The sequence below is a fragment of the Vibrio sp. Hal054 genome (assembly GCF_037162405.1).
Taxonomy (GTDB): domain Bacteria; phylum Pseudomonadota; class Gammaproteobacteria; order Enterobacterales; family Vibrionaceae; genus Vibrio; species Vibrio diazotrophicus.
Map to the genome: position 1 here is coordinate 1,393,053 of NZ_JARLUT010000001.1, position 22,580 is coordinate 1,415,632.

The window sequence follows — 22,580 nt, forward strand, 5'->3', positions numbered from 1 at the left end:
AATGACAGCCCATTATGAATTGCATTCAACTGGCAATCTGTTTGAAACGCTCAACCCGCCACAACGACTGCTTATGGGGCCGGGCCCAATCAACGCGTATCCGCGTGTACATCAAGCTATCTCTCAGTCATTGATTGGCCAGTATGATCCTGTGATGACAGGTTACATGAACCAAGTTCAGTCGCTGTATCGCGGCGTGTTTTTCACTAATAGCCAACAAACCATGTTGGTGGATGGCACTGCGCGCTCTGGGATTGAAGCGGTATTAGTGTCGGTTCTTCAACCGGGTGACAAAGTGTTGGTTCCGGTGATTGGCCGATTTGGTCATCTGCTGTGTGAAATAGCGCAACGTGTCGGTGCTGTTGTTCAAACCATTGATATCGAATGGGGGAAGTGTGCCCAGCGGAGAAAGTCGAGCAAGCAATTAAAGCCTTCAAGCCCAAGCTACTTGCCACCGTTCAGGGTGATACATCCACAACCATGAATCAGCCGTTGCAAGAGATGGGTGAGATTTGTCAACGTCACGGTGTTCTGTTCTACTGTGATGCCACAGCATCGATTGCGGGTAATGATCTCAAAGTCGATGAATGGCATTTGGATGCGGTATCGGCGGGTTTGCAAAAATGTCTCGGTGGCCCTTCTGGCTCGGCACCTATTACCTTAAGTGATCGATGTGCTGAATTGATTAACCGACGCAAACACGTTGAAGCAGGTATTCGTGCCGATCACCATACCCAAGGTGAAGATGCGATGATTCAGTCGAACTATTTCGACTTAGCAATGATCATGGATTACTGGGGCCCAGAACGTCTTAACCACCATACAGAAGCGACCAGCATGCTTTATGCCGCTCGTGAATGTGCGCGACTCTTCCTTGAAGAAGGCCCAGACAAGGTGATTGCGCGCCACAAACAAGCGGGTGATGCGATGGCGGCAGGTTTGCGTGCGATGGGGCTTGAGCTGTTCGGCAATCAAACATACAAGATGAACAACGTTGTCGGTGTTTATATCCCCGCAAACGTGAATGGTGATGTGGTTCGACTCGAACTGCTAAACCGCTTTGGTATCGAAATTGGTACTTCATTCGGCCCGTTACATGGCAAGATTTGGCGTATTGGCACAATGGGTTATAACGCTCGCCAAGAGTGCGTACTTTCAACTTTGGCTGCGTTAGAAGCGCTGCTGATTAAGCACAAAGCGAAAATCGATCCGGGTCAAGCTGTTGCTGCGGCAATGGCATTTTATCAGTAGTAGGAGTGTTATGACTGTTCTTAATGAGATGGAAGGACAAAGTCGCGCTGCACGACTTATGGAGCAAGCGGATGTACTTGCTTCATTCAGCGAGAGTGAAACGGGCTTAACGCGTGCGTATTTAACACCACAACATCGCGCGGCTCATGATCAAATATCGCTCTGGATGCAACAAGCAGGTTTACAAACATGGCAAGACAGCGTTGGTAATCAGTGGGGAAGAAAAGTATCACCCAACCCGACCAAGCCAACGTTGATCTTAGGTTCTCACAGCGACACGGTGGTAAACGCTGGCAAATATGACGGTAACTTAGGTGTCTTGCTCGCCATTGAAACACTGGCGGCGCTTCGTGGGGAAACCTTTCCTTTTCATATTGATGTTGTTGCCTTTGCTGATGAAGAAGGTACACGGTTTAACACCACGTTAATTGGCTCAAGTGCGGTCGCTGGTTGCTTTGATTCCAATTGGTTAGAGGTGACTGATGCGAACGGTGTCACCATGGCACAGGCGATGCGAGAGTTTGGTCTTGACCCTGCAAAAGCGGGTAATGATGCGCGTCAGGCGCAAGAAGTACAAGCCTATCTGGAAGCGCATATTGAGCAAGGACCAGTACTTGAAGCGGAGAATCTCGCTGTAGGTGTGGTGACGGGTATTGCTGGAGCAAAGCGTTTTCAATGTGAAGTGACAGGCATCGCTGGGCATGCGGGCACGGTACCTGTGCATTTACGTCAAGACGCGATGACTGGCGCTGCTGAAATGATTTTGTCCATTGAGAAATTGGCGAAAGATGAGGGCGTTGTGGCAACCGTTGGCAAGTGTGAAATTGTATCCGGCGCGGTAAACGTAATTGCTGGCAGAGTAAGATTTACGATTGATATCCGCAGCGCTTCTCAATCAGCATTAGAGAATGCGACCTATGAGATGCTGGAGCAACTCAAACATATTGCGCAGCAACGTAAGCTCTCTTTTGAGTATGAGAACATCTACAAAGCAAAAGCGGTTCAATGTAACAACAAGCTGCAACAGAAGTGGGCCTCTGCGATTGAAAAAGTCACCAATTCGTCCGCCCGTTTTCTGCCAAGTGGCGCGGGGCATGACGCTATGGTAATGGCTGACTTGACCGAAACGGCAATGCTGTTTATTCGCTGTGAAAAAGGCATCAGCCACAACCCTAAAGAACAAGTGTTAACCTCTGATGTTGAGATTGGTTTAGCGTGTTTTATTGAGATGATTCGCAGCTTTAACGCTTGATGAGAATTGCCTTTTGAACGCTCGACAGGATAAATAAAGAACCCCACAGGAGTGGGGTTCTTTTTATGCTTAACTGATTTCTTTTGCTTCAACCAAACTTGCAGTTTTCTCTTCATAAGCGTGTTCAAACGCTTTAAGACGTTTGTAGATAGACAGCAGTTCTACAATCGTGGTCCACGAGTTGACTAAGTATTGGAAAGAGTTCTCTACTTGGTTGAACGCGTTCATGATTCGTTGCATCACGCCAAGCGTAAATGCACCAGCAACAATTGAAGGTGCAAGAGCAATGAACGGTATAAAAGCACCGAACTGCAAGTAGCCATAGCGAACCACGTTGAAGTACACATAGTGCATGTACAGTTTGAAGTAGTTTTGACGAACGTTTCCAAACAGTTCTTCTAATGTGAGTGGATGTGCGCGGTCTTCGTAGTCTTCCCCGTAAACCAATTCTTTACGATATGCCGCTTCTACTTTCTGGTTGTTAAATTCCAGACCCGGTAGTTTGATACCCGCAAACGCAAGTAGCACAGTACCAAAAATCGACCAAATAATAGCGACGAAAACCAGCGCTTGAGGTACTTCTCCGACAAACGGAAGCGTCGTGACGTAACCAGACAAGCCCCAAAGAATAGGCAGGAAGGCGATCAGCGTCATTACGGAGTTGAGCAAGCGAACGCCTAAGTTTTCCATAATGCTGGCAAAACGCATGGTGTCTTCCTGAATACGCTGCGCAGCACCTTCAATATGGCGAACATGTTCCCATCTTGCGGTGTAATGCTCGGTCATTGCGGTGCGCCAACGGAAGACAAAATGGCTGACAAAGTAGGCGTTACCAACTGCCACCATAATCGCTATCATCAACAGCACCATTACCGTTGATAGCTCAGAATAGAACTCAGTTAGGGTAATACTGTTTGGTGCGGTCAGTGCTTTTTGAATTAGGTTGTAAAAGTCACCGTACCATTCGTTAAGCATGACGCTGACTTCCACTTGGAACCAAGTAATGAACACAATTAAGCCTGAACCAAGTACCGACCATTTTGCCCATTTTTGTCCACCAAGCACCATCCAACCGCCAATGAACAATGCATAACACACAGTCATAAACTGATAGAGCCAAGCATTGATTGCAGACTGTGTCGCTGCTTGAAATTCAGCCGTGGCTGCCTCACTTGCGCCTTCAGCTAATGCTGGTGGGTAATCGACACCGAAAATATGAGCCAGACTGAGGTGAGGGCCAAGATCCTCAATAACGGTATACCAGCCAATAACACAAACGAGAGCCCAAAGAACAAAGCTCAGAAAAAACAATTTGGGTTTTGGAAAAAAAGAACTAAACACGGCATCTTCCTTTTGATGACAACTCGCATACCCATCCTTTAAGAGTTTGAGTCAGGGTATCTTTGATTTCAGTATATTACTGACCGCATAAACTACGATTAGTTTTATACACATCCTAATTTAAACCATTTTAGGCATGGCTTGATTTGTAAAAAAACTATTAATTGGTGTTAATGAGTATTTAATCCAACAAACCTCTTTTCTTACGGGTTCAACTTGTTTTAGTATCAGAACACTAAGTATTGGACATGCATCTCACATCGCCAGCCCAGACTTAACGGACTTATCTTTAGTAGTAATTTATTTGTAGGAAAACATATGGCGGCTTTTGGTACTGTATTTATGCCTAAGATGGCATTAGCAACATTCGAAAATAATCAATGGTCAGACGCAGAAATCGTAGCTTCTGACAGCATCTCGCTTCATCCAGGTGCTCACGTCTTGCATTACTCAAGTACGTGTTTTGAAGGTTTAAAAGCATTCCGTCACGAAGACGGTAGTGTGCACGTCTTTCGAATGGATCAAAACGTCGAGCGTTTTGCTCAAAGCAGCCGACTACTTTCTTTACCAGAAGTGAACAAAGAACAACTTTCAAAGATGATTGTCGATGTTGTTGCTGAGTTCGCTTCAGAAGTACCAGCGCCTCCTGGTTCTATGTACATTCGTCCAACTCACATCGGTACTGAAGCGGCGGTTGGTAAAGCAGCAGCGCCATCTCTTTCATCTATGATGTATGTGCTGCTTTCTCCAGTGGGTGACTACTTTGCTGGTGGCGCAAGTGCACTGCGCCTGCTTCTGGACGAAACAGGTCAACGTTGTGCACCGCACATGGGTATGATCAAGAGCGGTGGTAACTACGCAAGTGCGCTTTCTCCGACTCTAGAAGCGAAAGCAAAATACAAAGCTGACCAAGTTCTGTTCTGTCCAAACGGCTACATTACAGAAACAGGTGCTGCAAACTTCCTGTTGGTTGATGGCAACGAAATCATCACTAAAGCATTGGATTCAAGCTTCCTACACGGTGTTACTCGTTCGAGTATCCTGACTATCGCAAAAGATCTTGGCATGACAGTAAGCGAGCGTGAAGTATCTGTAGAAGAACTTCTAGAGCGTGCAGCGAAACCGGGTGTAGAAGCAATGCTTTCTGGTACAGCTGCAGTTCTGACTTCTGTTGGTACTTTGATTCACAACGGTGAAGATGTGAAAGTAGGCAGCGGTGAAGTTGGCCCTATTGCACAGAAACTTCGTCAAGCACTGAACGACATTCAGTGGGGTAAAGCACCAGACACACACAACTGGCTAACTAAGATTGCTTAATTCAATCAAGTAAATAGTTAGAAAGAGAACATAGAAAAGCCAGCGATGATCGCTGGCTTTTATGTTTATCGATGTCAATCTATTGGGGGCTAACTACCCATAAGCCACACTTGGGAACCACAATACCAGTTGTGGCCAAGCGACGAGACAAACCAGAGCCATCAACTGAATCACAATGAAAGGTACTACGCCACGGTAGATATCTTTCAAGGTTACGCCTTCTGGGCAAACACCTTTGAGATAGAACAGCGCAAATCCCACTGGCGGTGTTAGGAAGCTGGTTTGAAGCGCCATAGCCACTAACATTACAAACCAAACCAACGACGGGTCATCAACCACGCCGTGACCATCCAGTTCGATACCTAAACTTCTCACCACAGGCGCAAGTAATGGCAGCGCAATTAAGGTTATTTCTATCCAATCTAGGAAGAACCCAAGGAAGAAAACAATCATCAATATAAACGCAATAATGCCGTATGGACCAAACGGTAATCCACTTAGGAAACTTTCAATCAGTTCGTCGCCACCCAGTTCGCGCAACACTAGCGCAAAACAAGAAGCACCTAAGAAAATCATAAAGATGTAAGCTGTTGTGCCGTAGGATGCCAACACCACTTCTTTGACCACTTTCAGGTTGAGCTTCTTGTTGTAAGCCGCAAGTAATGTTGCTCCTAGCGCACCAATACCGGATGCTTCGGTCGGTGTAGCGATACCCGCGAAAATAGAACCTAGTACAACAAAAATCAGTAACACAGTTGGAGTGATATCTTTAAACACTTGCAGAATCAAGTTCCATTCTACTGGCTGAATGTTTTCAGGAACCGGTGCTTTGACAGGGTTCATCTTACCTACAAACAATATGTAGAGGATGTAAAACAGACCTAACAACAAGCCTGGTATTACAGCGCCCATAAACAGGTCGCCAACGGAAAGCCCAAGTTGGTCAGCCATGATAACCAGCATGATTGAAGGTGGAAGAAGGATTCCCAGAGTGCCAGCAGAGGCTACTGTACCAAGTGCGAGAGGTAAGTGGTAACCTTGGCGCATCATGGTTGGCAGTGACATTACCGCTAACAGAACCACTGAAGCTCCGATGATTCCTGTTGACGCTGCTAGAATAATACCTATAGCCATAACAGTGACGGCGAGTCCACCATGCACTTTTCCAAACAGAGCTTGCATGGATGCCATCAGTTTTTCGGCAATACCGGATTTATCGAGCATGTTACCCATAAAGATAAACATCGGAAGCGCCACCAAAATCCAGTTATCCATGATTTTGTAAATGCGATTCACCACTAAGCCGAGGCTAGTGAAGTTCAATCCGGTAAAAGTATCGAGATAAATATCGGCTAGGTATCCAACACCCGCGAAGAATACGCCAATGCCACCTAAAACATAGGCTACAGGAATCCCAGTAAATAGAAGCAGGATAAACGAGCCAAACATCGCGATTACAATCCACTCATTTGGTTCCATGGCTATTTCCTTTGTAAATGATCTCTAAATTGCGCAGCACTTTTGCCAGCATGGAAAGCAGCAACAGTGAGAAGCTGATTGGGATAACACTTTTGATTAACCAACGATAAGGTAAACCAGAAGGTGAAGCGGAGCTTTCATTGACACGCCAAGACTCATAGGTGAAGTCGTAGGAATGGATGATCACCACAATCACAAAGGGTGCGGCCAAAAATAGCAGACCTAAAAGGTCGATCATCGCTTTTTTGCGCTCGCTAAATTTGTGATAAAAAAGGTCGACCCGCACATGCATATTGCATATTTGCGCGTACGCGGTGCCAAACATGACGGCAGTCGCATACAAATGCCATTGCAACTCTTCTAAGGTAATCTGACCGTTAGAAAACACTTTGCGCAGAATGACTTGAAGAACAATGACACCGATAAGAATGACGTTGGTCCAAGCGATAAATTTGCTTGTGGACTTAACGAATCTTTCGATGTGGTAGTAAACAGGGATAGGTGGGGTTGAGCATAACACCTTACTCATAGCTTTCTCCTTGCCTGATTAGGGCTGGATGACCAAATCCAGCCCATATTTCCGATGTATGTAAGGATCACTCTAGAGTTGCGCGAGGTAGGAAACCGTTCGCTTGCCACAATGCATATCCCTGACGGAATGTGCTTAGGTCAGCCCACACCTTATTGAAGAAAGGATCTGCAGATTTTTTCTCTTCAACTACTTCTAGCCATGTTTTCTTGAACAAATCCAACATCTCTTTGTTCCAGTAGCGAATTTCTACGCCATTCTGCTTCGCTTTTTCCATCGCTGTGAATTGAATTGCTTCACCTTCGGCGATCGAGTAGGTCATCGATGCCATACAGGTCGTTTCGATGGCGTCATGCTGCGTTTCGCTCATTTCGTTCCACGTATCTTTGTTGATCAACAGTTCAAAGATGGTGGATTGTTGGTGCCAGCCAGGGAAATAGTTGTATTTCGCAACTTTGTGGAAACCTAAACGCTCATCGATGGCTGGTTGAGAAAATTCAGATGCATCGATAGCCCCTTTTTCTAGCGCGCCAAAGATTTCCCCCCAGGAAGTTGTACGGTACCCGCACCGAGTTTCTCCATCACGGAAGCACCCAAGCCGAAGAAACGCATATTCAAACCTTTCAAGTCTTCTGGTTTTTCAATCGGCTTTCTAAACCAACCTGAAGATTCAGGTGAAATGATCGCACAAGGCAGAACTTTTACGTTGTAGCCGCCTTGGTCATACATTTCTTGATAGAGCTTCAGACCGTTACCGAAGTATATCCAGGCCATGTATTCACCCGCTTCAGGACCAAATGGAACCGCAGAAAATAGAGCAGAGGCAGGCAGTTTGCCTTGCCAGTAGCCTGCTGTTGAATAACCAGAATTTACTTTACCTGTCGATACTGCATCCAAAATTTCAGCAGGATTCACTAGTTTACCTGGCTCATAGATTTTCATTTTTACCGTGCCGCCAGACATCTGTGTGATGTGGTCTGCATACCACTGGATTGGTGTACCTAGCGCAGGCAAGTGGCTGCCAAAAGCAATCGGAGTTTTCAGCAGAATCTTCTTGTCTTCAGCGTGCGCACTTAGCGAGAGTCCAACTGACGTTAAAGCAATGGCAGTTGCAATGGCAGCTTTTTTCAAATTCATAACGTAATCCTTGTTTGGTTTTTATGTGCGAATAAATGTGAACATTTCGTATTTAACGATGTTAATTTGATGTTACATTTGGGCTGAGTATAAGCAGGGGTAAACAGATGCTCTATTGGTGAAATTGCGCAAATTGTGTCGGTAGTATGTGCAGTTTTTGACAGGACGAATCAGTAAAACTACGTACAAGAATTGGAAGCAAATATGGGCTTTACCAGGAACAGAAAGCTAACGGTTAATATCATCTTACTGTCGATTGTCCCCTTGATTATTGTGGTTGCGATTGTCGCTGCCATCCTATTTAGCCAAGCAAAACAATTAGTTGAAGACCAAGTTCAACTCACCAGAAATAATATTCTGGCGGCCAAAAAACAAGAACTGAAACAGTACGTAGAAATGGCAGTGAAAAGCATCACGCCTTACTACCTAGACGAGTCGTTAAGTGATGAACGCGCGAAGCAAATAGTTGCTGAAAAGTTGAGCCAGTTAACATATGGAGTAGATGGTTACTTCTTTGCCTATAACTGGCAGGGTGATGCGATTGTGTTGCCTTATCAGCCTGAACGTATCGGTCTTAATTGGTGGGAAGTTGAGGATGTAGAAGGTAAAAAACTGCTGCAAGAACTGATTCGCGTAGGCAGGGCTGGCGGCGGTTTTGTCGATTATTTATGGCACAAACCGTCTACCAAAGAACCACTACCTAAACTCAGTTACGCCATTTCATTGGACAGATGGCAATGGATGGTTGGGACTGGTGTCTATCTCGACGATATAGAACATCAAGTTGCCCACATGCAAAACGGCTACGATCAAAACGTAGGCAGAACCAGCAGCGCGCTGTTTTTTGTCATGCTGATCTCTATCACGGTTATTGCTGCTCTAGGTGCTTCTTTGAACTTAAACATACGACGCTTAGCGAATGAGCAGTTGAGTGTGTTGAATCAGCAGATCATCGATTCTCAGGAAAATGAACGACAGCGTGTATCCCGCGAGTTGCATGATGGTGTTAACCAACTTTTAGTTGCTGCCAAGTACCGTTTGGACAACGTTGGCAAAGAGCTCAATCAGGAAAAACAGGTGAGAGAACTCGATGCGAGCAAGCAAGTGATGGAACAAGCGATTGTCGAATTGAGAAGGATCTCACGAGACTTGAGACCACCGCAATTGGACGACTTAGGTTTGGTGGCAGGTATTGAAACCTATATCAACGACATGCGGCAACGCACCGAGCTTGAACTGGTATTCGAGCATGACATTGAAGGTTTGGAGATGCTTCAAGAGGTTGAGACTACCTTGTATCGAGTCATTCAGGAAGCAGTGCACAACGTGGAAAAACATGCTCAGGCGCAAGGCGTGGACATCATTATGCAGCGCGAAGGACAACTACTGATTTTAACGGTGAGTGATGACGGAATTGGCATCACCCCCACCATTGCAAAACCGGGTAAACGCAACAAACCAAATTTGGAACATATGGGGTTACAGAATATGAAGGATCGTATTCATGCCATTGGAGGTACGTTCGCCGTATCAAGTATACAGGGCGAAGGTACTGAGATTCGCGTCAGCTTAAATATGGAGTTCGTATGATTAAGTTGGTACTTGCCGATGATCATCGCCTGATGCAGGACGGTTTAAAATCGCGTCTAGAAAGAGAAAAAAACCTTGAGATTCTGTCTTGCGTCGGCACAGGAGCTGATGCACTCAAAGCGACACTCACTCTCAAACCCGATGTGCTTTTGTTAGATATTAATATGCCCAACATGAACGGCATCGAGATGCTGGAAAAACTTTCCCAATCTAAGTCAGAAACCGCAGTGATTATGCTGTCGATGCACGACAGCAAAGACTATGTGGTTCGCTCAGTAAAAGCTGGTGCAAAGGGTTACGTATTAAAAGATGTGGGCTCTGAAGAGTTGGTTATGGCCATTAATCAGGTGGCTCAGGGGCGATCGTATTTGTGCCCTCAGGCTTCCGATCGTCTTCTAGAACAAATCAACGACAAGCCAGAGCCAAAAGACAATGAGCTTTCCAAGCGTGAATCTGATGTCCTTAAACTTATTGTCAGTGGCGCATGTAATAAAGATATTGCCGATACTCTGCACATCAGTGTGAGAACTGTTGAAACTCACAGACTGAGAATTAAGAAAAAGCTCGGCGCTACCTCTACAGCAGCGCTGGTTAAGCTCGCGTTAGATAAAGGGTTGGTAAGTTGATGACAGGAAAATTGTTGTCCAGTCGCCAACCTATCTTGGATAAGATCGTCTTTTTCTGTGCGGTATTAAGAACAGGTTCATTTCGCGAAGCAGCTCTTCAACAAGGACTTTCTCCTGCAGCGGGAAGCCGCTGGGTGAAAGAGCTTGAAGAAGCCATGTCCGTTGAGCTTATTAAAAGAAGTACCCGACAGCTGGTGGCGACTCAGGCAGGGCAGCTTCTTTATGAACGCTTTTCACCGCTGCTGCCGAATATCAATAACTTGTGCGAAGAGGTACAGAATCTTGCGGCTGAGCAGCAAGGTGAAATCAAGATCTCCTCAACGCCTTTGTTTGCGCGCCAATATCTGACCAAAATTGTGGCGGAATATATGGAGATGCATCCTCAGGTGCATTTTCGCATCTTTATTGAAGCAGGAGACTTTGACCCTCTCACAATCGATTTTGCCTTTAGAGCCACAGCCAATTACGATGGTGATATCTCCCCTGATTCTTTGCTTGTGCGAAAGCGCGTTCTTACTGAGCCACTTTATCTCTGTGCTTCAAAACAGTATTTGCAGGAACATGGTGTGCCTGAAACCCCTGAGTTTTTAACACAGCATCGTTGCCTGTATGCGAGAACCTTATTGGGGGGAACACGCTGGAGCTTTGAACTTGGTGGCAAGCAAGAATTTGTGACCATTCAGGACACTCTAGAGTGTGACAACAGCGAAATGCTGCTCGATTTCGCAATGGAACACGCGGGAATTGCCTATCTGCCTCATTCATTGGTGCACAAATGCATTGAAAGCGGCGATTTGATTCATATTTTGCCTGAATATCGCTGTGCCAGCTTTGATATTGACCTTTTGTATCGACCTCGCTCGCCGATGCCCGAACGTTGTGCTCGCTTCAAACAGTACTTGTTAGAGCGAGTGAGTGCTATGCGCAGCGAAGGGATGTTCTAGCTCGGATGATTATTGCAAATTCGAAATTCACAATCTCTATATGTGCAATTATCAAAGTGCTCCTTTATGTCTAACCTGAAATTCATCGTATCAAGGAAGGTGAATTGTGGTTACGAAACTTACAGCAGATCAAGCAGCGCAATGGATTGAAAACGGGCAGTCAGTCATGCTCGGAGGCTTCATTGGTAGCGTGGTGCCAGAAGCCATCGAACGTGCGATTGGTGAACGGTTTCAACAGTCAGGTTTTCCGAAAGATCTCACTCTGGTTTTTGCTGCTGGTCAGGGCGATGGCAAATCACGAGCGATTAACCATCTGGCGCAACAAGGTTTAGTGAAACGAGCCATTGGTGGCCACTGGGGACTGGTGCCTAAACTGCAGCAACTGGTGGTGGATAACCTGATCGAAGGTTACAACCTGCCCCAAGGCGTAATTTCTCATTTGTTGCGTGATAGCGCAGCCGGAAAGCCCGGTTTGTTTACCAAAGTTGGATTGGGCACTTTCGTTGACCCGCGTATCGAAGGTGGCAAGCTTAATTCTATTACTTCTCAAGACTGGGTTCGATTGATCGAAATCGACGGTGAAGAATATCTGTTCTATAAAAAGCTTCCTATTGATGTCGCTATTTTACGTGGCACCACCGCTGATGAAAACGGCAATATCACCATGGAAGATGAGTGTCTGATTGTTGAAAGCCTTGCAGCGGCGCAGGCTGCGACCAACAACAATGGCAAAGTGATTGTTCAGGTTAAGCAAATTGTGCCAGCGGGTAAGCTAGACCCACATCTGGTCAAAATTCCGGGCATATTCGTTGATGCGGTTGTGGTGTGTGAAGACGTAAGCGAGCACATGCAGACGTTCGCAACCCAAATGAACCCTGAGTTTATCGGGCGCGGCAACAAACCATCCCACAGCAAAATTACAGCCTCGAATGTTGAACAGACGGTTGAACCGGTCATCGACGCGAAAACCATTATTGCCCGACGTGCAGCGATGGAACTCAAAGCGAACTCAGTACTAAATCTTGGCATTGGTGCGCCTGAATATATTGCGAAAGTCGCTCAGCAAGCGGGCATTCTGGATACATTCACATTAACAGTGGAACCGGGCGCCGTAGGTGGTTCACCAGCCAGTGGATTAGATTTTGGTGCTTCCGCATTTCCTGATGCGATTATCGGGCAAGATCAAATGTTCGACTTCTATGATGGTGGTGGTGTCGATCAAGCGTTTTTGGGGCTTGCTCAATGTGATGCTAAAGGTGATATCAATGTTTCCCGATTCGGCACCAAAATCGCCGGTTGTGGCGGCTTTATCAATATCACGCAAAACGCCAAAGAGGTGTATTTCTGCGGCACTTTCACCGCCAAAGGTTTGGATGTGCAGGTGGAAGGCGGGCAACTGCAAATCACTACTGAAGGCAGCCAAAGCAAGTTCATCTCCAGAGTCGAGCAAATCACCTTCAGTGCCAATCAGGCATTAAAAGCGAATAAGCCAGTGCTCTACATCACTGAAAGGGCGGTATTTCGAATGGTAGCGCAAGGTATTGAGCTGATAGAAGTTGCACCGGGTATTGATGTGGATCGAGACATACTTGGTCACATGGCGTTTAAGCCTTTAATTAGCCCTGAGTTAACAACAATGGACAGCGCAATTTTCCAACCCCAATTTTCATTAGATCTGCACTCTGACTAGATATCAGAAGCGGATTAAATCCCTACATTTCAATAAGAAAGATAAAACAAAAGGTCAGCAAATATGTTTCAGAACAAGATATGCATTGTCACAGGTGCCGCACAAGGAATCGGTAAAGCGATTGTTGAGCGTTTTTATACTCAAGGCGCTGAAATGATCTACGCGTTGGACATGAATGATAAGGCGTTGATGGAAGCGTATTCCCATATTGAGCGAGTGGTGCCTGTCACTATTAATATCTGCGACAGAGCGGCGATAGCAGAGCTTGTCACCAGTATTCAAGCACAGTTTGGAAGAGTGGATGTATTGGTAAATAACGCTGGTGTCACACGTGATGCACTCATCGAAAAAATGACCGAAGCGGAATGGGACTTGGTCATTGATGTCAATTTGAAGGGGGTGTTTAACGTTACTCAAGCGGTTGCCCCTTTAATGATGGAAAACAATTATGGTTCGATCGTCACTATGTCTTCTGTTGTTGGTACCGATGGCAACATTGGCCAAAGCAATTACGCAGCAACCAAAGGTGGCGTGATTGCAATGAGCAAAAGCTGGGCGAAAGAGTTTGCACGCAAAGGAGCGCAAGTGAGATCAAACTGTGTTGCTCCGGGCTTTATCGAAACACCAATGACGGCGGATCTGCCTGAAAAAGTCCTCAATTTGATGAAAGAAAAAACACCATTAGGGCGTATGGGAACCACCGAGGATATCGCCAATGGCGTAGAGTTTTTGGCAAGTGATAAGTCGAGTTTCATTACCGGACAAGTACTAAAAATAGACGGTGGCTTGGTGCTTTGATTGGAGGAATAACGCTATGAATAACAAAGTTTATATTGTTGCAGCGAAACGCACCGCAATCGGCACTTTTATGGGAAGTTTGTCGCCAGTGACAGCGGTAGAACTAGGCAGCGCCACAATTAAAGCGGTGTTGGAACAATCGGGTGTTCAACCTGAGAGCGTGGATGAAGTTATTGCGGCAAATGTGCTCAGTGCTGGGCAAGGACAGGGGGTAGGGCGACAAGCCGCAATGCACGCAGGTATTCCTGCTGAGACACCTGCATACACACTCAATATGATTTGTGGCAGCGGTATGAAGTCCATTTTGAATGCAGTGAACGCTATTCGAGCTGGCGATGCAGAGATTGTCGTCGCTACAGGAATGGAGAGCATGAGTAATGCGCCCTTTGTCATGAATGGCAACCTCCGTTCAGGCAATAAAATGGGCGACTTCTCAGCCATCGATACCATATTAAAAGATGGATTAACGGATGCGTTCAGCGGCATTCATATGGGCATTACAGCCGAAAATATTGCTAAGCAGTTTTCTATTAGTCGCGAAGAGCAGGATAAGTTTGCTTTAGCCAGCCAGCATAAAGCCGAAGCTGCAATTAAAGCAGGGCGCTTTAGCCAAGAGATAGTCCCGCTAGAAATCAAGACTCGTAAAGGTTCTTTCACGGTAGAAACTGACGAACACCCTCGCTTTGACGCAACACTTGAAGCGCTTTCTCAGCTTCGCCCCGCGTTTGACAAAGAAGGAACAGTAACCGCAGGTAATGCTTCAGGTATCAATGACGGCGCATTTGCACTTGTGATTGCTAGTGAGAACGCGGTGAAGCAGCATGGATTGCAACCGTTAGTGGAAGTAGTATCTACAGGACAAGGGGGTGTCGCTCCAGAAGTCATGGGCCTAGGTCCAGTTCCAGCGATTAAACAGGCGTTAACTCGCGCCAAGTTGAACCTTTCTGACATCGACAAGGTGGAACTCAACGAAGCGTTCGCTGCGCAGGCGATTGGCGTGATGAAGTGTCTTTCAGAGCAGCACAATCTGGACCAATCTTGGTTTGATGAACACGTAAATGTGAACGGCGGTGCAATTGCACTGGGTCACCCAATTGGCGCATCTGGTGGACGTATCGTCACAAGTTTGATCTATGAAATGCTACGTTCCCAATCTCAGTTTGGACTTGCTTCTTTGTGTATTGGTGGCGGTATGGGAACTGCGCTAGTGTTGTCTCGTTATCATTAAGCATTAGTTGCCTGCTCATAAAGCTCCGGTTAGGGGCTTTATGACTTTATATGAATCAGTATTTTTCATATGCAAGACTTCAGTTGTGTATGGGTACGGTGTGTTTGCTCAGTATTTATGCCGAAATATATCAATCTAATCCAATATCTCGTTTCATGTGTTCGCTAAGCTCACATTTACTACGTAGATTGATTCTATTCTTGTTGTGGCGAACTCTTAACTCATCACCAAATAACTTAACAAACACTTTTGTATAAAACTGGGTAGCATTATACAAAAGGTTTAAAAGTTTGCTTCCATTTTTATTATTTATATCTGTATTCATAGTTTCATTTCTCATGGTTAATTGTCCAATGCAAAAATATCGAAAGAATTGTTAGTTTCTTACTATTTATCAGTTTTTCTAAAGCTATACTTAATTGTTTGTTAATGGAGTTGCTCTTTATTAAAACTTTAATAAAGTCTTTTAGTTGTAATTTTTTTTATTATTTAAACCAATGGAGATTGATCTTTTTATTTGTGCGAGAATATTTTTCTTATAGTGGTTAAATATCCCTTCCATGCTCCGATGAAAGATAGTTATACTAAGTGAGCATTTAAAAGACAACGTGACTCAGAGTTGCAAATAGGTAACAATCATGGAAATGATGAACAATGAATTAATCTGCTTTGCTTCGGTTTGCAAGCATCTTTCCCTGACGGAGGCAGCAAAGGAGCTGGGATTGTCAAAGGCTCAAGTTAGCCGCCAATTAATGACTTTAGAGAAACAGCTTGGCGTCACGCTCGTCCACAGAACGACCAGAAAACTAGTTTTGACGGATCATGGAGAAAGCATTAAAGAGCTTGCGATTGAATCTTTAGATAAATTAAAAGAACTCAACTACAGAGCGAAATCACTGAGTGACTGCATTAGTGGTAAATTTAAAATAACAATGCCTAATTCAATTGCTTCTTCTATTTTTGGTGAAATACTGAAAAGCCTTAAAGAGCGTTATCCAGCCGTTAACTTTGAAATATCTTCAAGTAACAATGTTGAGAATTTATTAGAAAGTAAAGTGGACATGGCAATTAGACTTAATAATATTGTTGATGAGACTCTGATTGCACATAAGGTAGGCAGCTATCACGATATTTTAATATCGAAATCGGATAACGCTAAAAACAATACACTACTCATCTATAAGAACCACTCTAATAAAGAGGCTATAAAGACCAATTACAGTGATGTTATTGAGGTTGATAATACGTCTATTTTGATGAACTTTGTTGCCAACGGTATAGGCGTGGGTGTTATTCCTAACTATCTGATGAAAGGAAGCAATGTAAATAATCTTCACGTTACTCAAACGTTTGATACGGAAAGGTCGATGTACATCGCTTATCCGTATCAAAATCCACTTCCCAGAAAGTTGGCCGAGATATCAACTTTTATTAGAGATGAACTAACCAGTATCTTAAGTAACAAATAAAGGGTTGTTTCTTATCCATTCAACCTGCTTACTCAGAGCTTAAATTTCTATAACTGGTTGTTCCGTTCAATGTACACACTGCTGAGACCGTTGAAATGATGAGTCTGGTATTAATCGCATGTAGCCCTAATTTCTTCGGAAATACGACGTAAGCAACGTTTGGCACTCTCACTTACGCCCGACAACTGATGAAAACCATGAATCACACCTAAGTATCTTTCACAATATGCCTCAACTCCGGAATCCAACAACTGCTTATACAGTTGTTCACCTTCATCCCGCAATGGGTCGAATTCTGCGGTGATGATATGCGTCGGCGGTAATCCTTTTAACTCGGCGCACGCTAAAGGATGGAGATCTGGATTGGTGTTGATTGAACCTTTATCCATTTCACCCGTGTACATAGAGAAACCAGAAAGCAGCATGTTCGCTGTGATGATGTAGTCAGTGCCGTTTTGAACATAGCTCTTTGACTTGCCGAAAGGATCAAGCATCGGGTAAAGCAAAATTTGTTTCTTCGGTAGCCATTTTTGATTTTGCTTTAAGCGTAAAGTCGTGGTTAGTGCTAATTGTCCACCGGCACTATCACCAACAAAGACGATGTTACTGGTATTGCCACCGTATTGAGCTGCTAACTCTCTTATCGCCAATACGGCGTTGTAAACATCATCGTGTGCAGCTGGATAAACGTTTTCAGGCGCTAAACGATATTGAATACAAATTACGATACTGTTTGACAACTTGGCTATCTGTCTTAGTTGTTGTTCATGTGTTTTGAATCCACCACTGATAAAACAACCACCATGAAAATAGATGGTAATCGGCAATCCTTCATCGTTGCTCGGTTTGTAAACTTTCAAAGTGATACCGTTGAGTTGATCGACGAACTCGTCAAACATCTCAGGGCTGCTGCCTGATAGAATCGTACTGGAAAGGTAGCCAGCTCTTCGATTTTCAATGTCATGTGCCGAGGGGCAAGATTTTCCGTCTGCAATAAAAGCTTCAACAAGTTCTCTTATTCCTTTTTCTAGTTGATTCATCATCTAAGCCACCGAGTTGTTTCATATGTTAGGCTTCAATTGTGCATGTTTACTGTGTATTTGTACAGTAAGATGTTTTTAAAAACACACACACAACAACTGTTTTTTGGGAATCAACAAGTATAAATACTACTAAGCCTTTGTAGGGAAGGGGCAATGAAGTGATAGGGAAGATACCTGAGTCATTGCGTATTGAACAATCGCTGTTTTACTGGAAAAATGCCTATGTAAGTAACTTATGGATTTTATATCAATAGGTTATGGTTAAATATCTAACACGTCCTTATAGTGGTTTATGTGTGTAAGTAACGGCTTCTGTTCGGCGACCACTTATATAATATTCAGTTATTAGTAGTATAAAAAAGTAGCAATTAAAATTAGTGAGTCGTTAGAATAAAATTATAATAAGAATTAACGGTTGATTATTAAAGGAAAATTATTTAATTCTAAAAGGATTTTAAGTAGTTATTTAAAAAATAATCTGTAACTGCATAATAATAAAAGAAATTTAAATTATTGAATGCATGTGTTTGTTAATTATATATTTATTTTTCATGTCGTAGTGTGTTTATATATTTTTATATCTAACAGTATGTTTATTAATGACTTTGTTTGTCATTATGCTTATAAGTAATATTGTATATTAATATTTTATTAACTGATTTACTTTGTTTTACGAGAAATTATATTATAAAACTTGATCTAAATCATAATAATACTAAAGTGTAAGTGTATGACCAGAAATACCTTGGCTTACGTTTACCATAGAAATTATTTATATTGCTTATAAGTTGCTAAATTTCTTGGTAATAGGAAGGTAAAGCAAGTACCAATACTACTTACGATACTTTCATTGGTTAGTTCATTGTAAGGAAATATTATGAAAGCGTTAATCACCTTAGCATGCTCTATGCTAGTTGCGTTTACCGCTACAGCAGGGCCCCGTGAAACAATCCATAGAGATGCAACTCTGTATTCCGATTCGTTCGCTTCCAAACAAGAAGCAATCGATGCCGGTTTTAACATGTATGAGGCACTAGAAACGGCAAGCGATAGCGATTTGCGATGGAAACTAAATACGACCGGAGATACTGTAATCGGTGGCACTATGGTAGTTGAAAGTGCACAAGTAAAAATTGAGGAGTTCCCTGCAAGCAGAGACACCATGCAATATCGTGCGATTGTAGAAGTTGATTACAACTACAAAGCAATTTCAGATAATTAATTAAATTTTTATCTCAACTCTGTTTAATACAGAGAATATAGTTACATCTATATCGATGAGTAAGTTATGGTTAAGCATGAGTTGTTTGATTGCTATGCTGAAATAAAAGGTGATTGTAGTTAATCACCTTTTCAGTATTTATTGTGGGTAATTTTATCGATATACATTAACGATAAACAAAATTCTCTTGTTTGTCGTTTTTTCTTGCAGATTTAAACTGGTCAGAAATTCTATCCAGCTCTAATAAAGCATAGCTATGTTCACTGTAGTTAAATACATTTAGTGATAAAGCAAGTTTATATACACATAGTGCTCTTTTAATATCACCATTAGCCATGTAGCTTTTACCTAAATAAAAGTAAGCCTCGGTGAATTTTTGAGCCATTACTGTATTGTTCGCGGTGCTGTTGACGATATAGTTTGAGATATCCTCTTCATTTACCTGATTTAATATAACGCCTACCAGCATCCATTCCCATTGGTCAGTTTTATTTTCATAAGTCGATTTTAGTCGGGTAAGAGCGGCGTTTTTATCTGACTCAGATTCAATAATATAGAGCCACAATGCGCTGAAAGGATCACTTGGATTACTTTCGTAGTAAGTTTTCATGTCTTCTAACGCGAGATCTGGTCTTTTTCCATAGTACTGAGCAACTGCTCGGTTAAATACGGCACCTAAATTTGAAGGGTCAAGTTCGATGGTTGAATCGAAAGCTTGATAGGCCGTATCAAACTTACCGATTTGCGTGTAGTACATACCAAGTAAGTTATAAACATCAGCTTGTCTTGGATTAATTTCTAATGACTTAAAATAATCCATTCTGGCAAGGTCTCGTAGGCCCATACTGTCGTAAGAACGACCACGATCTAGGTATATCTGGGCTTTATCGGCAGCCTTAACTTTGTCTCCAGACAGGAGTTGGGTCAGCTCTGCGATATTGTTTTCTGCCAATGCATTCGGCTGTAAAGGGACTGCCATTGCAGGATAGCTCTCTTGCTGGGCAGTACTTGCTGTATTAACAGGTGTATCGACTGAACTGACCGGATTACACCCAGCAATAGCAACAATACTTACACACAAAAAGCCGAACTGTTTAAACATAAATCTACTCCTTTTTACTTCCGCATACCTGATGGAAGTAACTTCGGCACCTTTATAGCACAAAAAGTAACCAGATAGTCAACTGTTGAGTGTTTAATCATTAGTGCAATCACAGTTCCTGGGTTTCTGAACTTAAAAGGACACCTAACAATATGAAATTAAAGAAAATATTTTAAGTGACTGATATCACTAGATATTGTGCAGATTGCTAAAAGTGTAGGGTAGATTCATTGTCGTTAGCACAGTCGTTTAGGTGGCTTATCTGTCCACCTAAACGTTCCTTAACGGTCACTTTTTGCTAAGCAGCGACAGCGACCAATTATGTGACATTAAACGACATGTATATGTGCAGAGTAGCAAATCTTCTAAATATCGATGGTTTGTATCTATAGAATTTACTCAGACTCTAAACTTCGACACTTGGTTGTTCAGCTCAATGTATACACTATTGAGATCATTAAACTGTTGGCGAATCTCTTTGGATGCTCGGTCAACTCCGTCAGTTTGGTCTTTCATTGAGATTAGATTTTGATTGATCTCATTGGAGACGCTGGACTGTTCTTGAGTAGCCAGAGCGGTCTGTTCGGACAAATCTCGTACTGAACTGAGAGAACTGTTCAGCGCATCGAATACCTGAATAACGCTGTCAAAATTGCTCACTGCGCTGTTGGCGTTGTCTTTACTGAGCTTGATTGCGGTAAACGCGTCAGAAACGCTGTCGGTCAATTGGCTAATCATTTTCTCAATCTGGTTGGTACTTTCACCTGTCTGAGTTGCAAGTTTGCGAACTTCATCTGCAACAACTGCAAAGCCTCGTCCAAATTCTCCTGCACGTGCAGCTTCAATTGCAGCATTCAAGGCGAGTAGGTTGGTTTGTTCGGCAATCCCACGAATGACTTCGAGAACAGATGAGATGGCCTCTGAGTTTTTCTCTAGCTCTTCGGCTTTGGTCATCGTCACATCAATATTGTCGACAAGTGAATCAATACTGGCGTGGGATGATGTCACTACATCTCGGCCTCGGTCAATGTGCTCGGCTGCGGATGTGGATTCATCAGACGTATTGGCTGCAACATCTGCCATCTGAGCGTTAGCCATCGACATTTCGCTGGCAGCACTAACGATGGAATCGCTCGATTCCACTAACTTTTGCGTGATATTACTGACTGAGTTAGCCACAGCCTCCAAGCGATGTGTTGAGTCACCCAATGCTGAACTTTTTGATTGGATAGTCTTCATTATCGTTTGCAGATTTCCAACGAAGGTATCGAACTCTTGCGCCAAATCTCCCAACTCATCTTTTGCGCTAGAGTTGATTCGTGCTGTCAAATCACCATCACCTTCCGAGATTTCGCGAATTCGATGCGAGATGTTGTTTACATTTTGCGTAATGTTTTTCGGTATGTAGTAGCTGATCAAGAATGCTATCAGAAAACCAACTGCCACTATACCAATGGTAATTTGTTGATAACGTTGAATCTCCTGAGCCGTCTCCTGTTCTTTTATCCGACCTTGGTTCTTTACTGCTTCTCCGGCTTTATCGAGTACGTCTCTAATACGCTCAAACTTCTCGTCGGTAGAGGACAACACGTCTTTCTGACTGCCAGCGATTTTTATTTCATCAGAATCCATGAGATCTGAACTCTCTTTAAACCAGCCTGAAAAAAGGCCGTCAAATTGTTCATAGGGAGTAACAAACTCAGGTTCGGGAGACATCAAGGTTCTGTAAGATTGAAAACGGTTGTTTGCTTGTAGAGCGTTTTCTTGGAAATCGTTGAGGTTTTTCTCTGCATCACCAATACCAGTGACAAACTTTTGCTGAGCTAAACGTGCTTGATATAAATCACGGTCAGCATTGAGCACTTCTGCCAGAGCATCGAGGTAGCGTTTAAGTATCTGACGGTCAGTATTATCTTCACTCCAGTCTGACGCATGGACACGAAGTTTCGCCTCAGCCTGATCGAGCAAATTACGCATAGTAAAGAAGTCTTTATCGATATCAGCCAAACGATCATTCACGAGCTGGCTTGCAACATAGATAGAAGAAACATTTTTGCTGCTTTGGAGCCAATCATCGTAAAGTGCGTCAAAGTTATTAAAAGGTGCTACTAATTCTGGTTCATCAACCAGATACTTGCGGAAACTTTGGAAGCGATCATAGACTTGTTGTGCGTTCTCATCGAAGTCTTTTTGTTGTTGTTGTTTGTCTCCGTAGTCCGAGAGCATTTCTGCCTGAGCTAAACGCGCTTGATAGATATCCCGATCCGCATTCAGCACGACTGCTATGGCTTCGAAGTAGGACTTGGTTTGTTTCTCCATCGCCCGATCTTCTATCTTGATGATGACCTGCATAAAGACAAAAATTGAAATCACTAGCACAGTGAGCAAAATAATGGGCAACATCATTTTTAATCGAATCGAATGAAGTCTCATACTAACCTCTTAAAGAAATAAATGTTGACCACACTAAAGTGGCACTTTTCGTTAAGATTTAGTGTAGTTCACCGTTGCATATGCGCAAATTTGAATCCAACAAAGAGCATGTAAAAGGCTTATGATTAA

Annotated in this window: 18 protein-coding genes and 1 pseudogene; 12 read left to right on the forward strand and 7 right to left on the reverse strand. The window is 43.5% G+C overall.

The annotated features are described in order from the left end of the window. Position 1 precedes the first annotated feature (1 nt). From P4S58_RS06440 to P4S58_RS06450, 3 genes are read left to right on the forward strand one after another with little or no spacing between them, the layout of a single operon-like run. Positions 2 to 484 (forward strand): hypothetical protein, encoded by a 483-nt coding sequence (locus P4S58_RS06440; RefSeq protein WP_337163244.1) that lies wholly within the window; start codon positions 2 to 4, stop codon positions 482 to 484. Next, positions 385 to 1,251 carry a pyridoxal-phosphate-dependent aminotransferase family protein gene (locus tag P4S58_RS06445; protein ID WP_337163246.1) on the forward strand — a complete coding sequence of 289 codons (867 nt, stop codon included), beginning with the start codon at positions 385 to 387 and terminating at the stop codon, positions 1,249 to 1,251. The genes P4S58_RS06440 and P4S58_RS06445 overlap by 100 nt, the downstream gene beginning before the upstream one ends. Positions 1,252 to 1,261: 10 nt before the next feature. Beyond that, positions 1,262 to 2,503, forward strand: coding sequence for an allantoate amidohydrolase (locus P4S58_RS06450; RefSeq protein ID WP_337163247.1), 1,242 nt, complete (start codon positions 1,262 to 1,264; stop codon positions 2,501 to 2,503). 69 nt (positions 2,504 to 2,572) lie between these two features. Here the strand turns inward: P4S58_RS06450 and sbmA are convergent, their stop codons facing one another. Then, positions 2,573 to 3,844 carry a peptide antibiotic transporter SbmA gene (gene sbmA, locus P4S58_RS06455; RefSeq protein ID WP_112404013.1) on the reverse strand — a complete coding sequence of 424 codons (1,272 nt, stop codon included), beginning with the start codon at positions 3,842 to 3,844 and terminating at the stop codon, positions 2,573 to 2,575. Positions 3,845 to 4,162: 318 nt separating this feature from the next. Here sbmA and P4S58_RS06460 point away from each other — a divergent pair, with 318 nt between their 5' ends. Beyond that, positions 4,163 to 5,161, forward strand: coding sequence for a branched-chain amino acid aminotransferase (locus P4S58_RS06460; protein ID WP_102966621.1), 999 nt, complete (start codon positions 4,163 to 4,165; stop codon positions 5,159 to 5,161). A 93-nt stretch (positions 5,162 to 5,254) separates the two neighbouring features. On the opposite strand, the gene P4S58_RS06465 is transcribed toward P4S58_RS06460, so the two are convergent. The 3 genes and pseudogenes from P4S58_RS06465 to P4S58_RS06475 form a co-directional block, all read right to left on the reverse strand. Next, positions 5,255 to 6,640 (reverse strand): TRAP transporter large permease, encoded by a 1,386-nt coding sequence (locus tag P4S58_RS06465; protein WP_337163248.1) that lies wholly within the window; start codon positions 6,638 to 6,640, stop codon positions 5,255 to 5,257. Beyond that, positions 6,627 to 7,169 carry a TRAP transporter small permease subunit gene (locus tag P4S58_RS06470; RefSeq protein WP_042482643.1) on the reverse strand — a complete coding sequence of 181 codons (543 nt, stop codon included), beginning with the start codon at positions 7,167 to 7,169 and terminating at the stop codon, positions 6,627 to 6,629. Before P4S58_RS06470 ends, P4S58_RS06465 begins: the two co-directional genes overlap by 14 nt. 67 nt (positions 7,170 to 7,236) lie before the next feature. After that, positions 7,237 to 8,306, reverse strand: a pseudogene (locus P4S58_RS06475) (TRAP transporter substrate-binding protein). Between the two features lie 204 nt (positions 8,307 to 8,510). Between P4S58_RS06475 and P4S58_RS06480 the strand changes: the two are divergent. The 7 genes from P4S58_RS06480 to P4S58_RS06510 all read left to right on the forward strand — a co-directional run bounded on the left by P4S58_RS06480 (position 8,511) and on the right by P4S58_RS06510 (position 16,651). After that, on the forward strand, positions 8,511 to 9,896 hold the full coding sequence (locus tag P4S58_RS06480) for a cache domain-containing protein (RefSeq protein WP_337163249.1): 1,386 nt from the start codon (positions 8,511 to 8,513) through the stop codon (positions 9,894 to 9,896). Further along, the gene (locus P4S58_RS06485; protein ID WP_337163251.1) at positions 9,893 to 10,522 is read left to right on the forward strand and encodes a response regulator transcription factor; all 630 of its coding nucleotides are present in this window, start codon (positions 9,893 to 9,895) and stop codon (positions 10,520 to 10,522) included. The genes P4S58_RS06480 and P4S58_RS06485 overlap by 4 nt, the downstream gene beginning before the upstream one ends. Then, on the forward strand, positions 10,522 to 11,466 hold the full coding sequence (locus P4S58_RS06490; protein WP_337163253.1) for a LysR family transcriptional regulator: 945 nt from the start codon (positions 10,522 to 10,524) through the stop codon (positions 11,464 to 11,466). Before P4S58_RS06485 ends, P4S58_RS06490 begins: the two co-directional genes overlap by 1 nt. Before the next feature lie 106 nt (positions 11,467 to 11,572). Further along, positions 11,573 to 13,156, forward strand: coding sequence for an acyl CoA:acetate/3-ketoacid CoA transferase (locus P4S58_RS06495; RefSeq protein WP_337163254.1), 1,584 nt, complete (start codon positions 11,573 to 11,575; stop codon positions 13,154 to 13,156). Between the two features lie 63 nt (positions 13,157 to 13,219). Continuing rightward, entirely contained in the window at positions 13,220 to 13,954 is a 735-nt protein-coding gene (gene fabG / locus P4S58_RS06500; RefSeq protein WP_337163255.1) for a 3-oxoacyl-ACP reductase FabG, read from the forward strand. Between the two features lie 16 nt (positions 13,955 to 13,970). After that, on the forward strand, positions 13,971 to 15,182 hold the full coding sequence (locus P4S58_RS06505; protein ID WP_337163256.1) for an acetyl-CoA C-acetyltransferase: 1,212 nt from the start codon (positions 13,971 to 13,973) through the stop codon (positions 15,180 to 15,182). 638 nt (positions 15,183 to 15,820) lie between these two features. Continuing rightward, entirely contained in the window at positions 15,821 to 16,651 is an 831-nt protein-coding gene (locus tag P4S58_RS06510; RefSeq protein WP_337163258.1) for a LysR family transcriptional regulator, read from the forward strand. A gap of 110 nt (positions 16,652 to 16,761) precedes the next feature. On the opposite strand, the gene P4S58_RS06515 is transcribed toward P4S58_RS06510, so the two are convergent. Beyond that, positions 16,762 to 17,694: an alpha/beta hydrolase gene (locus tag P4S58_RS06515; RefSeq protein ID WP_337163260.1), complete on the reverse strand. Its 933-nt coding sequence runs from the start codon at positions 17,692 to 17,694 to the stop codon at positions 16,762 to 16,764. 877 nt (positions 17,695 to 18,571) lie between these two features. Here P4S58_RS06515 and P4S58_RS06520 point away from each other — a divergent pair. Then, entirely contained in the window at positions 18,572 to 18,916 is a 345-nt protein-coding gene (locus P4S58_RS06520) for a DUF3316 domain-containing protein (RefSeq protein WP_102964307.1), read from the forward strand. Positions 18,917 to 19,082: 166 nt separating this feature from the next. Here the strand turns inward: P4S58_RS06520 and nlpI are convergent, their stop codons facing one another. Together nlpI and P4S58_RS06530 are read right to left on the reverse strand one after the other, a co-directional pair. Further along, on the reverse strand, positions 19,083 to 20,018 hold the full coding sequence (nlpI, locus tag P4S58_RS06525; protein WP_237292632.1) for a lipoprotein NlpI: 936 nt from the start codon (positions 20,016 to 20,018) through the stop codon (positions 19,083 to 19,085). Positions 20,019 to 20,417: 399 nt separating this feature from the next. After that, entirely contained in the window at positions 20,418 to 22,451 is a 2,034-nt protein-coding gene (locus P4S58_RS06530; protein ID WP_337163262.1) for a methyl-accepting chemotaxis protein, read from the reverse strand. Positions 22,452 to 22,580: the final 129 nt, after the last annotated feature.

Coding starts and splice junctions, on each gene's coding strand:
- P4S58_RS06440 (WP_337163244.1), top strand. CDS start 2: ATGACAGCCCATTATGAATTGCATTCAACTGGCAATCTGTTTGAAACG.
- P4S58_RS06445 (WP_337163246.1), top strand. CDS start 385: ATGGGGGAAGTGTGCCCAGCGGAGAAAGTCGAGCAAGCAATTAAAGCC.
- P4S58_RS06450 (WP_337163247.1), top strand. CDS start 1,262: ATGACTGTTCTTAATGAGATGGAAGGACAAAGTCGCGCTGCACGACTT.
- P4S58_RS06460 (WP_102966621.1), top strand. CDS start 4,163: ATGGCGGCTTTTGGTACTGTATTTATGCCTAAGATGGCATTAGCAACA.
- P4S58_RS06465 (WP_337163248.1), bottom strand. CDS start 6,640: ATGGAACCAAATGAGTGGATTGTAATCGCGATGTTTGGCTCGTTTATC.
- P4S58_RS06470 (WP_042482643.1), bottom strand. CDS start 7,169: ATGAGTAAGGTGTTATGCTCAACCCCACCTATCCCTGTTTACTACCAC.
- P4S58_RS06480 (WP_337163249.1), top strand. CDS start 8,511: ATGGGCTTTACCAGGAACAGAAAGCTAACGGTTAATATCATCTTACTG.
- P4S58_RS06485 (WP_337163251.1), top strand. CDS start 9,893: ATGATTAAGTTGGTACTTGCCGATGATCATCGCCTGATGCAGGACGGT.
- P4S58_RS06490 (WP_337163253.1), top strand. CDS start 10,522: ATGACAGGAAAATTGTTGTCCAGTCGCCAACCTATCTTGGATAAGATC.
- fabG (WP_337163255.1), top strand. CDS start 13,220: ATGTTTCAGAACAAGATATGCATTGTCACAGGTGCCGCACAAGGAATC.
- P4S58_RS06505 (WP_337163256.1), top strand. CDS start 13,971: ATGAATAACAAAGTTTATATTGTTGCAGCGAAACGCACCGCAATCGGC.
- P4S58_RS06510 (WP_337163258.1), top strand. CDS start 15,821: ATGGAAATGATGAACAATGAATTAATCTGCTTTGCTTCGGTTTGCAAG.
- P4S58_RS06515 (WP_337163260.1), bottom strand. CDS start 17,694: ATGATGAATCAACTAGAAAAAGGAATAAGAGAACTTGTTGAAGCTTTT.
- P4S58_RS06520 (WP_102964307.1), top strand. CDS start 18,572: ATGAAAGCGTTAATCACCTTAGCATGCTCTATGCTAGTTGCGTTTACC.
- nlpI (WP_237292632.1), bottom strand. CDS start 20,018: ATGTTTAAACAGTTCGGCTTTTTGTGTGTAAGTATTGTTGCTATTGCT.
- P4S58_RS06530 (WP_337163262.1), bottom strand. CDS start 22,451: ATGAGACTTCATTCGATTCGATTAAAAATGATGTTGCCCATTATTTTG.